Below are 12,907 nucleotides of genomic sequence, written 5' to 3'. Positions count from 1 at the left end.
GACCCTTGGGAGTTGATGATTCATGGATATCCGTAAAGTTAAGAAACTGATCGAATTGCTGGAAGAGTCCGGCATCGACGAGCTCGAGATCAAGGAAGGCGAAGAGTCCGTACGCATCAGCCGCCACAGCAAGACCCCGGCGCAGCAGTACTACGCGCCAGCCCCGATGCAGGCTCCGGCCGCTGCCCCTGCTGCCGCGCCAGTCGCCGCCGCTGCTCCGGCTGCCGCTGCTGCACCCGCGCTGAACGGCACCGTTGCCCGTTCGCCGATGGTCGGCACCTTCTACCGTAAATCTTCGCCAACCTCGCCAGCCTTCGTTGAAGTCGGCCAGACCGTGAAGAAAGGCGACACCCTGTGCATCGTCGAAGCCATGAAGATGATGAACCACATCGAAGCTGAAACCAGCGGTGTGATCGAATCCATCCTCGTCGAAGACGGCCAGCCGGTTGAGTACGACCAACCGCTGTTCACCATCGTTTGAACCGCGGAGAGCCTTTGATGACTGCGAAGTTGGAAAAAGTTCTGATCGCTAACCGCGGTGAGATCGCCCTGCGGATTCTGCGTGCCTGCAAAGAGATGGGCATCAAGACCGTCGCCGTTTACTCCAAGGCCGACAAAGAGCTGATGCACCTGGGTCTGGCAGACGAATCCGTCTGCATCGGCCCGGCGTCCGCCGCTCAGTCTTACCTGCACATCCCGGCCATCATCGCTGCCGCTGAAGTGACCGGCGCTACCGCCATTCACCCAGGCTACGGTTTCCTCGCGGAAAACGCCGATTTTGCCGAGCAGGTCGAGAACTCCGGCTTCGCCTTCATCGGCCCGAAAGCCGACACCATCCGCCTGATGGGCGACAAGGTATCGGCCAAGCACGCGATGATCGAAGCAGGCGTACCCACCGTTCCAGGCTCCGACGGCCCACTGCCGGAAGACGAAGAAACGGCGCTGCGCATCGGTCGTGAAGTCGGCTACCCGGTGATCATCAAGGCCGCCGGTGGCGGTGGTGGTCGCGGCATGCGTGTGGTGCACAAGGAAGAAGACCTGATCGCCTCGGCGAAACTGACCCGCTCCGAAGCAGGCGCGGCGTTCGGCAACCCGATGGTCTATCTGGAAAAATTCCTCACCAATCCACGTCACGTCGAAGTGCAGGTCCTGTCCGACGGCCAGGGCCACGCCATCCATCTGGGTGACCGCGACTGCTCGCTGCAGCGTCGTCACCAGAAGGTTCTCGAAGAGGCGCCGGCACCGGGCATCGACGAGAAGGCGCGCCAGGAAGTCCTGGCTCGCTGCGTCAAGGCGTGCATCGACATCGGCTACCGTGGCGCCGGCACCTTCGAGTTCCTCTACGAGAACGGTCGTTTCTACTTCATCGAAATGAACACCCGTGTTCAGGTGGAGCACCCGGTTTCGGAGATGGTCACCGGTATCGACATCGTCAAGGAGATGCTCAGCATCGCCGCTGGCAACAAGCTGTCGTTCACTCAGGATGACGTGGTCATCCGCGGTCACTCGCTGGAGTGCCGGATCAACGCTGAAGATCCGAAGACCTTCATGCCGAGCCCGGGCACCGTCAAGCATTTCCACGCCCCAGGCGGCAACGGCGTCCGCGTCGATTCGCACCTGTACAGCGGTTATGCCGTGCCACCGAACTACGACTCGCTGATCGGCAAGCTGATCACTTACGGCGCAACCCGCGACGAAGCCATGGCACGCATGCGCAATGCCCTGGACGAAATCGTGGTCGACGGGATCAAGACCAACATCCCGCTGCACCGTGATCTGGTTCGTGACGAAGGCTTCTGCAAAGGTGGTGTGAACATTCACTACCTCGAGCACAAGCTGGCCAAGCAGTCGTAAGACTGACCTGGCGTGAAAAAACCCGATCCCTGCGGATCGGGTTTTTTTATGCATTAAGCCAGCGCATCAGTTCATCGATACCAAGGTAAAAGCCTGCTCCTGAATCATCTCGGGAGTTGCCCGGCGCCCGTTCTGGTCGACCACGGCGCCAGAGGCATCCTCGTGCAACGGCTTTCGCCGAAACCGCTCCATGAATACCTGTGCGCGTCTGGACACCGGATCGCTGGCATGGCTCGCCCGCTGCAAAACCGGCGAATACAGGCGTTCAACCTGACTGGCGGATGTCTTGAACACGGTCGAAACACCGCTATCGAGATTCAACGACACTGCATAGTTATTGCCCAGACAGGAAGAATACGACCAGTAGTCCCACGTCGGCTTCAGCCCCTCTTGACGCAATACTGTCCTGACCGTCCCACCGATGTCGGTCCCGGTCAGCCAGTCACCGCCGACCAGCGTGACCCGAACATCTTTGCTCGAGCCTCCCAGACGCGCCATCGTATCCTTGACCGTGTCTTTGATCAGCGTGCGAATGTTGTGATCGAAATGAATGACAGCGCCAACCTTTGTCGTCGGGTTGTAGATCGAGGCAATCACGCAGGTTTGCGCATTCAGCGAAAACAGGTAATTGTCCCGCGAGCCGGCGACAAACTTCGCCACCAGCGCTTCGCCCTGCAACGCGCCACGGTTAAGCACCGGCTCGACGCGCCCGGGAAACGCATTGCGCAGATTGCTCACATGGCCAAGATTGCGCACCTGATCATCGCCGCCGCGCAACCCGACGCGATCGTGCGTCCATTTGCCGCTCGTGGTCAGTCGTACCGGTTTTTGATAAATGGCTGCGGGCCGCCGGGCATCGACCAGGCTGAGACCATCGAAATGCGGGTTTTCCCTGACCTGGAAATACTTGCCCCTGTTGCGGATGTAATAGGTCGGTTGAGCCTGTGGAGTCATGGGCGGACTGCGCCATGTGCCAAAAAAGACACCTTCTTCAGTGACCTGCTGCAAATCATTCGGCTTTCTGCTGACGGCCTGTCTGGCATGAAAACGCACCTCGCGAACCGCCGGCAGCGTTTCCTTGCGAACAGGAGCCACGCTGCTCAGACGCTCGGTGAGCAATGAGACCGGTCGCATCGTGTGCTTCAGATTGCTGACCGAACGCCCGAGCAGCTTGACCGTACCGCCGGCGCCGACCATGGCAAACAGGGCGCCCCACGATGCCTCGAGCCAGTGGCCGAGCGCGCCCTCGACATCGCCTTCCAGATGCGCCGCGACGGCCTGACCGGCGCTGACGGCAATGAACACGACATCCAGCAGCAAGGCAAAGGGTGGAAACACCATGCAAAACGGTGCGGCGCCGAACATCAGTCCTTTGACAACCTGTCTCTCGATCATTTCTGCCCGGCTGGTGGTGATGTCCTCCACATCCGTGGCCGTGCGCTCGATGTAGGCGTTGAACTCGCTGCGCGCATCACTCACGCGCTGTGCTTCGTACAGCGTATCGACACGCTGTTTTCTTGCCGCTATCGCATACAGGGCACGCGAAACAGTGTTGCGCGCAGCAACCGGCGTGCGCGCGAGCAGGTAATCATGCAATGCACCGGCGATGTCGCCATGCAGTGACTGATACGGGCGCAGCGTCAGATCATCGGGAGCATCCGGCGTGTACAGCCACCAGGACGGTTCGGGATCGAAACAGGTGAAAACGTAGACCCCAAGCACAACGTGGCTGCGCACGGTGAATCTGAAAACACCGTCACTGCTGACCATGCTCGCGCCCCGCAAAGGCTTGCCCGGCGCTGGCAGCTGACTCAACAGCGATACCTGACGGACCAGCGCCGAATAAACCGCGTCGCTTAACCGCGCCTGACTTCTGGCGACGCGCAAATCACGGTCCATTTTCGACAGCAGCACGTTACGGTAGGCGAAGCGACGCGGCTCATAGGCAGCATCGCGAGCGTCGAGATACCTGCTGCGGATCTCGCTGGCATACTTTTCACCCAGCCACGCCCGGCGCAGATACAGCGCCAGATCAGCGCTGCGCACCTGACTCAAATCCTGACCAACGGAGGAGCGCACGCCTTTCTTCGGATGGTCGATACCGGCGTTGTCGTCGTAGCCGTAGATCGCCAGGTCGAGCAGGCTGGCTACCGATTGCTTCCTGCGATCGACGATGCCGGCGCTGTAATCGATCAACACGGTGGCCGGGTCGACCGGTTCCAGTACCTGTTTGCTGCGCATATAAGGCGCGATCTCTGCGGCAACCGTGCGCCTGGCGAAGTCGACAAAGACTTCGAAACCGCCCAGCCACTCATTGAAGACCCGCTGATGGACAACCAGCTCCTGATTCAGGCTGCTGAGGCGTCGGCGCGCATCCGGGGCCTGCGTCGAGGACCAGCGAAGCGAGTTGTCCTCTTCAAGCTGCTGCAGGTTTTTCGCCAGGCCCATTTTTACCGCCGCGTCGACGCATTCAGCAAACAGCATGGGCGCACGGCGGATGTCACTGCTCATCCCCCACCGGCCAGGGTCGGCAGCCACGGCGACCAGGTACTCACGGGCTTGACGATGGGCAGTGGGGGAAAGCTGCTGCAAAAGGTATTCGCGACCGGACTCGCTCTGCGTCCAGCCCCAGACCTCTCCGGTCAATGCCGCCAGCGAAGGCAGGCGCACCCACTCCTGGCCGTCTGGTTTGTTTGGCGCGTACAGCAGCAGATCAGTTACCGCTGGTGCAGCCTTTTCTCGGTAAAACACCAGAAAGTCGGCACACTGCATGCCATTGGGTAACGCAAGTGCGGCGACGCGCAAGGATTCATCCATGGCCTCCCCGGCCCACAGCGATTCGAGACGATCATGGTCGTCGACCGCCAGATGCCCCGCACAACGCGCAACGAACGCGCTTTGCCTGAGTCGCGTGATAAACCAGTCGATCAAGGCTTTGTGTACATCCTCGCGCTCATACTGTGCGGTGAGGGCGCGCAGGTAGCCGACCGGATAATCCTGGCCGGCCAGCATGTCGGCGATGAATGCCGGTTCCAGCGGCTGATTGCGTCGCGAAGGAGCACTGGTGACTTCCAGGACGGTAGCGAAATCAGTCCCGATCGGCCCCGCCGCGAGCAACTCGCTCAGACTGCGGTTCTGTGTCGGCTCACCGACCGCTGAACGCCATTTCAGGCGGACGTCGATCCGGTCCGGCTCCACCTCCATGTCGAGTTTGAGCCTGATGTAGTCAAGCGCCTGTTGCCGGGCATAGGCGCGCAACGAACCGTAGCCTTCCAGCAGATCATCGAGCGCTGCCCGGGCCTGCGACGTCTGCTCTTGATAACCGCGCAACCTCGCACGCTCCGGGTCGTTCAGCACTCGCAACCAATGTGGCAACTGTGCGTATGACTGCGCTTCGAGCCGCTTCTTTTCCGCGCCCGTTGCCAGCGCGGTCAACCGATAGCGGCGCGCGCCTCGCTCCTGAACCTTTTCGATCTGCCTGCGCAGTCGATCCGGCGTCAGTTCCGCGAGACGATCCGGGTGAAACAGCGCGTCGATGTCGTCGACATAACGCCGCAACTTGCGCAGGACCAACTGATCGAACGCAGCCTCCTGGCCTTTGGTTTCCCAGTGTGCTCGCAGGTATTTTTTGTATTGCTCAAGGAAATGCACAGAAACGCTATCCACGGTCTGGATGACCGCTTGGCGATGGCCGGGCGGCAATCCCCGATCAGCAGCGCCCGGCCAGCGGTACGGAGCGTCACGGATCGCCAGGTACATCAGCGGTTTGCCGTCGATGATTTTTTGCAGGATCGCATCCAGCACAGCCAGCACGAACCCCGGGTCGATATTGCCGTGCGGGTAATGACCGCGCAGCTCGGTCAAGGCGAAATCTTCCATGGCCTCCAATAAGGTCAGCTGACTGCTCAGGCGTTTGTCGATGATCACCTGCCAACGCGTGATCCGCAGGAGAATCTCCTGGGCCGTTCCTGTGGGCGCAGCGGCTTCCGGTGGTTTTTCTTCTACAATCGCTTGTTCACCCGCCATATCGTCCAGCCCGTTCTTGCGTAGAAATGAGCTTTCACTCTATTTGTCGGCAACCGCACTCAGGCGATACATATGTATATCGCGCTGGCGAATGTGTAACAGCCAAGCGGCGTGTCCACTTTGCCGGCGACCTGGCGTAAACTGCGCGCTTTTGCAGCTTCGGGCTGCCCCACAGATTTTCAAAGGTGCCCGCCATGCCTTGGCTGCAAGTCCGTCTCGCCATCACCCCGGAACAAGCCGAAACTTACGAGGACGCATTTCTCGAAGTCGGCGCCGTGTCGGTGACTTTCATGGACGCCGAAGACCAGCCGATCTTCGAACCGGAACTCAACACCACGCCGCTGTGGTCGCACACCCACTTGCTGGCGCTGTTCGAAGGCGGCACCGAACCGGAGCCGGTGCTGGCTCACCTGGAGTTGCTGACCGGCAGCCCGTTGCCCGAGCACCACAGCGAAGTCATCGAAGACCAGGACTGGGAACGCAGCTGGATGGACGGTTTCGAGCCAATGCGCTTCGGCCAGCGCCTGTGGATCGTGCCGAGCTGGCACGCCGCGCCTGAGCCTGAGGCGGTCAACCTGTTGCTGGACCCGGGCCTCGCGTTCGGCACCGGCACCCACCCGACCACCGCGCTGTGCCTGGAATGGCTCGATGGCCAGGATCTGAAAGACTGCCACGTGCTGGATTTCGGCTGCGGCTCGGGGATTCTGGCGATTGCCGCTCTGCTGCTCGGCGCCAAACAAGCCGTGGGCACCGACATCGACGTGCAGGCGCTGGAAGCCTCGCGCGACAACGCCGGGCGCAACAACATCGCCGATGAGCTGTTCCCGCTGTACCTGCCGGAAGATCTGCCGCAGGTCCAGGCCGACGTGCTGGTCGCCAATATTCTCGCCGGCCCGCTGGTGTCGCTGGCGCCGCAACTGTCCAGCCTGGTCAAGAGCGGCGGGCGCCTGGCGCTGTCGGGCATCCTCGCCGAACAGGGTGAAGAAGTCGCCGCTGCCTATGCGCAGGACTTCGCGCTCGACCCGATTGCCAATCGCGATGGCTGGGTGCGCATCACCGGGCGTCGGCGCTAAAATGACCGCTTGCCTGAACCGGATCGCCGCATGACCGACAGTTTCGTCACCCAGTGCCCGCATTGCCAGACCAGCTTCCGCGTCAACCATGCGCAATTGAGCGTGGCGCGCGGCGTGGTTCGTTGCGGCTCCTGCCTGCAAGTGTTCAATGCTGCCAAGCAGCTGCTCGAGCAACATGCCGGCAAGGACACGGTGACGCCGGTCGCGTCGCCACTGCCTGAAGCGCCAACATCCGTCAGCGTTGCACCGACCATCGATGACACGCCTGCGCCGCGCGCCATCAGTCAAAAACAGTGGAGCGCGTCCGAACTCGACCTGGACAGCCTCGATCTGGACGAAGAACTCGCCCGCCTCGAACAGCGCGAAATCCAGCCGGTCGCCGAGTTCGGCCGTGCCCGCGAAGAGTCCTTGAGCGCGCGGCGCGACATCCCGGAACCCGACGAGGGGACATGGCCCGACAGTCTGTTCAGCGAGCCTGCCGAGGAGCGCAGCGCCGCGCCGGATATCGAGCCGGATATCGACGAGATTGAAACCCTCGAACCCGAGCGCACCGAACCGTCGTTGTCACTGGAGCCGGTGGACCTGGACGACGAGCCGCCGATCCCGCAACTGCGCCTGCACGACCCGATCAATCCCAACGCCCGCCGTGAACGCTTGTCGGCCAGCGACGACAGCGAGGACGACGATCTGCCGTTGATCACCTCGCCGCGCAAGAAACGTGAACGGGCCGAGCCCGGCGTGCGCGCCGAGGTCCTGCAGGATCTGACCGACGACCCGCTGCAACTGGACTGGCAGCAACGTCGCTCGCCCTGGGGCCGGCGTCTGCTCTGGCTGGTGCTGGTGGTGTTGGCGGCCGGCGGGCTTGCCGCTCAGTACATCGCCTATCATTTCGAGGAACTGGCGCGGCAGGATCAATACCGCCCATGGTTTCAGCAGATCTGTCCGCAGATCGGCTGCACCGTGCCCTCCAAAGTCGATATCGGCAAAATCAAGAGCAGCAACCTGGTGGTGCGCAGCCATCCGGAATTCAGCGGAGCGCTGGTGGTCGATGCGATCATTTATAACCGTGCGACGTTTTCCCAGCCGTTTCCGTTGCTCGAGTTGCGTTTTGCCGACCTCAACGGTCACCTGATCGCCAGTCGTCGCTTCAAGCCCGGCGAGTACCTGAGCGGCGATCTTGAGGGTCTGGCGGAAATGCCGCCGCAGACGCCGATCCACATCGCCCTGGATATTCTCGATCCGGGGCCGAAAGCGGTGAATTACAGCCTCAACTTCCATTCGCCGGAATGAACCGCTTCAGCGTTTCCCGATTGACGGCATTTTTCTGACTGGATCGCGGCCAACCAAACCGTTGGCGATAACAGAATAACTGTTCAGATTTTGTTCAATTCAGCCTTTAACCAGTCATCGAGAGCGGGTATCATGCCCACCCTTTTTCGAACTCTCATGATCCGGCCCCACTTCAGGGAAGTCCTATGTCGGCGGTACGCATCGGCCCATATACATTGCAGAACGGTTTGATTCTCGCCCCGATGGCGGGCGTCACCGACCAGCCCTTTCGTCAGCTGTGCAAGCGTCTGGGCGCAGGACTTGTAGTCTCGGAAATGGTCACCAGCGACATGAGCCTGTGGAATACCCGCAAGTCACGCATGCGCATGATCCACGAAGGCGATCCCGAGCCGCGCTCGGTGCAGATCGCCGGTGGCGACGCGCAGATGCTGGCCGATGCGGCACGGGCCAACGTCGAGCTGGGCGCACAGATTATCGACATCAACATGGGCTGTCCGGCGAAGAAGGTCTGCAACAAGGCCGCCGGCTCCGCGTTGCTGAAAGACGAAGCACTGGTGACCGAGATCCTGCAGGCCGTAGTGGCCGCGGTTGATGTGCCGGTCACCCTGAAGATCCGCACCGGTTGGGATCGCGAGAACAAGAACGGCCTGATCGTGGCGAAGATCGCCGAACAGGCCGGGATCACTGCGCTGGCCGTGCACGGCCGTACGCGCGCCGATCTGTACACAGGGGAAGCCGAGTACGACACGATTGCTGCGATCAAGCAGGCCGTGTCGATCCCGGTGTTTGCCAATGGCGATATCGATTCGCCGGAAAAGGCCCGATATGTGCTTGACGCGACCGGTGCCGATGGCCTGCTGATAGGCCGCGCCGCTCAAGGGCGGCCATGGATTTTTCGCGAGATCGAACACTTCCTGCGCACCGGCGAGAAATTGCCCGCGCCGGAACTGAGCGAAGTGGAACGCATCCTGCTGGAGCATCTGGCCGCCCTTCACGCCTTCTATGGCGACGTGATGGGCGTGCGCATTGCCCGCAAGCATGTGGGCTGGTATCTCGCAACCTTGCCGGGCGCCAGGGAGTTTCGCGCCCGTTTCAATCGTTTGGATGGTACGGAAGCACAATGCGCCGACGTTCGGGAGTTCTTCGCCGAGCGTTACAAGAGCCTGACAGGGGACGAAGAAGGGGTGGCCGCATGACGATGATGACCGAGACTTTAGTGAGTGGAACAACACCCGTGAGCGACAACGTGAATTTGAAACAGCACCTCAACACGCCGAGCGAAGAAGGCCAGACCCTTCGCGGGAGTGTCGAGAAGGCGCTGCACAATTATTTCGCCCACCTTGAGGGCGCGTCCGTCACGGATGTGTACAACCTGGTGCTGTCCGAAGTCGAGGCGCCCCTGCTCGAAAGCGTGATGAACTACGTCAAGGGCAACCAGACCAAGGCCAGTGAGCTGCTGGGACTGAACCGCGGCACGCTGCGCAAGAAACTCAAGCAGTACGATCTGCTGTAAGCATTCAATCAAACCAGAAAGGCGCCCGCGTAAAAAACGGTCGCCTTTTTTGCTGACTTCCTTTGCTTTTGATGGAAATTGAGATGACCGACCAGACTACCCGCCTGCCGATCCGCCGCGCCTTGATCAGCGTTTCCGACAAGACCGGGATCCTCGAATTCGCCAAGGAGCTCGAAGCTCTGGGCGTCGAGATCCTCTCCACCGGCGGAACGTTCAAGCTGCTGCGTGACAACGGCGTTGCCGCAGTGGAAGTCGCGGATTACACCGGTTTCGCCGAGATGATGGACGGTCGGGTGAAAACCCTGCACCCGAAAATCCACGGCGGCATCCTCGGTCGTCGCGGTACTGACGATGCAATCATGAACGAGCACGGCATCAAGCCGATCGATCTGGTGGCGGTCAACCTGTACCCGTTCGAAGCAACCATCAACAAGCCAGGCTGCGACCTGCCGACCGCCATCGAGAACATCGACATCGGCGGGCCGACCATGGTCCGTTCGGCAGCGAAAAATCATAAAGACGTTGCGATCGTGGTGAATGCCAGCGATTACGCCGACGTCCTGGAAAACCTCAAGGCTGGCGGCCTGACCTACGCTCAGCGTTTCGACCTGATGCTCAAGGCCTTCGAACACACCGCCGCCTACGACGGCATGATCGCCAACTACATGGGCACCGTTAACCAGGCCGCTGAAACCCTGAGCACTGAGGGTCGCAGCGAATTCCCGCGTACCTTCAACAGCCAGTTCATCAAGGCCCAGGAAATGCGCTACGGCGAGAACCCGCACCAGAGCGCGGCGTTCTACGTTGAAGCCAAGCCTGCCGAAGTCGGCATCGCCACCGCCACCCAGTTGCAAGGCAAGGAACTGTCGTACAACAACGTTGCCGATACCGACGCTGCGCTGGAATGCGTGAAGAGCTTCGTCAAGCCAGCCTGCGTGATCGTCAAGCACGCCAACCCGTGCGGCGTGGCAGTCAGCCCGGACGCCGAAGGCGGCATCCGTCAGGCCTACGAACTGGCCTACGCCACCGACACCGAGTCGGCGTTCGGCGGCATCATCGCCTTCAACCGTGAACTCGATGCCGAGACCGCCAAGGCGATCGTCGAGCGTCAGTTCGTTGAAGTGATCATCGCGCCATCGGTTAGCGAAGAAGCCCGCGCCATCGTTGCCGCCAAAGCCAACGTACGTCTGCTGGCCTGTGGTGAGTGGTCGGCTGAGCGCGCCGCTGCCTGGGATTACAAGCGCGTCAACGGTGGCCTGCTGGTGCAGAGCCGCGACATCGGCATGATCAGTGCCGATGACCTGAAAGTGGTGACCAAACGCGCGCCGACCGAACAGGAAATCCACGACCTGATCTTCGCCTGGAAAGTCGCCAAATACGTCAAATCCAACGCCATCGTCTACGCCAAGAACCGTCAGACCATCGGCGTCGGCGCCGGCCAGATGAGCCGCGTCAACTCGGCACGCATCGCCGCAATCAAGGCTGAGCACGCTGGCTTGCAGGTTGCCGGTTCGGTCATGGCCTCGGACGCATTCTTCCCGTTCCGCGACGGCCTCGACAACGCGGCCAAGGTCGGTATCACCGCGGTGATCCAGCCGGGCGGCTCGATGCGTGATGCTGAAGTGATTGCCGCTGCTGATGAAGCCGGTATCGCGATGGTCTTCACGGGCATGCGCCACTTCCGCCACTAATCACACGATCCACTGTAGGAGTGAGCCTGCTCGCGATAGCCATTGGTCAGTCAAAGCTGCAGTGACTGACACACCGCAATCGCGAGCAGGCTCACTCCTACAGAAAAGCGTCCCTGCGGCGCTCAACAGAATTAGCGTCATCCGAGGTTTTTGAAATGAATGTTTTGATCATTGGCAGCGGTGGCCGTGAACACGCCCTGGCCTGGAAAGTGGCTCAGGATCCGCGTGTGCAGAAAGTCTTTGTCGCGCCGGGCAACGCTGGCACCGCCATTGAAGCCAAGTGCGAAAACGTCGCCATCGACGTATTGGCCCTTGAGCAACTGGCCGATTTCGCTGAAAAGAACGTTTCGTTGACCATCGTTGGCCCGGAAGTGCCGCTGGTGGCTGGCGTGGTCGATCTGTTCCGCTCCCGTGGCCTGGACTGCTTTGGTCCGACCGCCGGCGCTGCGCAACTGGAAGGTTCGAAAGCCTTCACCAAGGATTTCCTCGCCCGCCACAAGATTCCGACCGCCGATTACCAGAACTTCACCGAGATCGAGCCGGCCCTGGCTTATCTGCGGGAGAAAGGCGCGCCGATCGTGATCAAGGCCGATGGCCTCGCTGCCGGCAAAGGCGTGATCGTTGCCATGACCCTGGCCGAAGCCGAAGACGCCGTGCGTGACATGCTCGCCGGCAACTCGTTTGGCGACGCTGGTTCGCGCGTGGTGATCGAAGAATTCCTCGACGGCGAAGAAGCTTCGTTCATCGTCATGGTCGACGGCAAGAATGTCCTGCCGATGGCCACCAGCCAGGACCACAAACGTGTCGGCGACGGCGACAGCGGCCCGAACACCGGTGGCATGGGTGCCTACTCCCCTGCCCCGGTGGTCACCGCCGACGTGCATCAGCGCGTGATGGACCAGGTGATCTGGCCGACCGTGCGCGGCATGGCCGACGAAGGCAACGTCTACACTGGTTTCCTCTATGCCGGTCTGATGATCGACAAGGCCGGTAATCCGAAGGTCATCGAGTTCAACTGCCGCTTCGGCGATCCGGAAACCCAACCGGTGATGCTGCGTCTGCAATCGAGCCTGGTGCTGCTGGTCGAAGCCGCGCTGGCGCAGGCACTGGACAAAATTGAAGCGCAGTGGGATCCGCGTCCGAGCGTTGGCATCGTTCTGGCTGCTGGCGGCTATCCGGGCGACTACGCCAAAGGCGCAGCGATCAAGGGTCTGGATGCAGCGGCAGGTCTGGAAGGCAAAGTCTTCCACGCCGGCACCGCATTAAAGGACGGTCAGGTGGTTACCGCCGGTGGTCGCGTGCTTTGCGCCACGGCCATGGGCGCCACCGTCGGTGAAGCTCAGCAGCAGGCCTACCAGCTTGCCGCTGCCATCGACTGGGAAGGCTGCTTCTACCGCAAGGACATTGGCTACCGCGCCATTGCCCGTGAACGCGGCGAAATCCAGGAATAAGCGATCCAT

At 61.2% G+C, this 12,907-nt stretch carries 9 protein-coding genes; 8 read left to right on the top strand and 1 reads right to left on the bottom strand.

Going from position 1 to position 12,907, the window contains the following annotated elements; genetic code table 11:
* The first annotated feature begins 22 nt into the window (after positions 1–22).
* The gene (gene accB, locus QRN33_RS03155; RefSeq protein WP_016771862.1) at positions 23–481 is read left to right on the top strand and encodes an acetyl-CoA carboxylase biotin carboxyl carrier protein; all 459 of its coding nucleotides are present in this window, start codon (positions 23–25) and stop codon (positions 479–481) included.
* A gap of 17 nt (positions 482–498) precedes the next feature.
* Positions 499–1,854: an acetyl-CoA carboxylase biotin carboxylase subunit gene (accC, locus tag QRN33_RS03150; protein ID WP_024011424.1), complete on the top strand. Its 1,356-nt coding sequence runs from the start codon at positions 499–501 to the stop codon at positions 1,852–1,854.
* Between the two features lie 66 nt (positions 1,855–1,920).
* Here accC and QRN33_RS03145 read toward each other — a convergent pair whose 3' ends face one another.
* Positions 1,921–5,880: a type III effector 1 gene (locus QRN33_RS03145; protein WP_285406922.1), complete on the bottom strand. Its 3,960-nt coding sequence runs from the start codon at positions 5,878–5,880 to the stop codon at positions 1,921–1,923.
* Positions 5,881–6,074: 194 nt separating this feature from the next.
* Here QRN33_RS03145 and prmA point away from each other — a divergent pair, with 194 nt between their 5' ends.
* The 6 genes from prmA (at position 6,075) to purD (ending at position 12,898) form a co-directional block, all read left to right on the top strand.
* Complete coding sequence (prmA, locus tag QRN33_RS03140) at positions 6,075–6,953, top strand: 50S ribosomal protein L11 methyltransferase (protein WP_285406918.1); 879 nt, start codon at positions 6,075–6,077, stop codon at positions 6,951–6,953.
* A gap of 30 nt (positions 6,954–6,983) precedes the next feature.
* Positions 6,984–8,243 (top strand): DUF3426 domain-containing protein, encoded by a 1,260-nt coding sequence (locus QRN33_RS03135; RefSeq protein WP_285406915.1) that lies wholly within the window; start codon positions 6,984–6,986, stop codon positions 8,241–8,243.
* A 185-nt stretch (positions 8,244–8,428) separates the two neighbouring features.
* On the top strand, positions 8,429–9,439 hold the full coding sequence (dusB, locus tag QRN33_RS03130; RefSeq protein WP_285406912.1) for a tRNA dihydrouridine synthase DusB: 1,011 nt from the start codon (positions 8,429–8,431) through the stop codon (positions 9,437–9,439).
* Positions 9,436–9,756, top strand: coding sequence for a DNA-binding transcriptional regulator Fis (fis, locus tag QRN33_RS03125; protein ID WP_002555375.1), 321 nt, complete (start codon positions 9,436–9,438; stop codon positions 9,754–9,756). Before dusB ends, fis begins: the two co-directional genes overlap by 4 nt.
* Positions 9,757–9,839: 83 nt before the next feature.
* Entirely contained in the window at positions 9,840–11,447 is a 1,608-nt protein-coding gene (gene purH, locus QRN33_RS03120; RefSeq protein WP_285406909.1) for a bifunctional phosphoribosylaminoimidazolecarboxamide formyltransferase/IMP cyclohydrolase, read from the top strand.
* A 155-nt stretch (positions 11,448–11,602) separates the two neighbouring features.
* Positions 11,603–12,898, top strand: coding sequence for a phosphoribosylamine--glycine ligase (purD, locus tag QRN33_RS03115; protein ID WP_285406907.1), 1,296 nt, complete (start codon positions 11,603–11,605; stop codon positions 12,896–12,898).
* Positions 12,899–12,907 lie beyond the last annotated feature (9 nt).

Source organism: Pseudomonas sp. FR229a (assembly GCF_030209115.1).
Taxonomy (GTDB): Bacteria; Pseudomonadota; Gammaproteobacteria; order Pseudomonadales; family Pseudomonadaceae; genus Aquipseudomonas; species Aquipseudomonas moraviensis_A.
Note: the sequence above shows the minus strand (reverse complement) of the source record. Positions and strands in the feature narration are given on the sequence as shown.

Excerpts from the sequence above, each read along its gene's own strand:
- fis (WP_002555375.1), top strand. The coding sequence starts at position 9,436 with ATGACGATGATGACCGAGACTTTAGTGAGTGGAACAACACCCGTGAGC.
- purD (WP_285406907.1), top strand. The coding sequence starts at position 11,603 with ATGAATGTTTTGATCATTGGCAGCGGTGGCCGTGAACACGCCCTGGCC.
- accB (WP_016771862.1), top strand. The coding sequence starts at position 23 with ATGGATATCCGTAAAGTTAAGAAACTGATCGAATTGCTGGAAGAGTCC.
- prmA (WP_285406918.1), top strand. The coding sequence starts at position 6,075 with ATGCCTTGGCTGCAAGTCCGTCTCGCCATCACCCCGGAACAAGCCGAA.
- accC (WP_024011424.1), top strand. The coding sequence starts at position 499 with ATGACTGCGAAGTTGGAAAAAGTTCTGATCGCTAACCGCGGTGAGATC.
- dusB (WP_285406912.1), top strand. The coding sequence starts at position 8,429 with ATGTCGGCGGTACGCATCGGCCCATATACATTGCAGAACGGTTTGATT.
- QRN33_RS03145 (WP_285406922.1), bottom strand. The coding sequence starts at position 5,880 with ATGGCGGGTGAACAAGCGATTGTAGAAGAAAAACCACCGGAAGCCGCT.
- purH (WP_285406909.1), top strand. The coding sequence starts at position 9,840 with ATGACCGACCAGACTACCCGCCTGCCGATCCGCCGCGCCTTGATCAGC.
- QRN33_RS03135 (WP_285406915.1), top strand. The coding sequence starts at position 6,984 with ATGACCGACAGTTTCGTCACCCAGTGCCCGCATTGCCAGACCAGCTTC.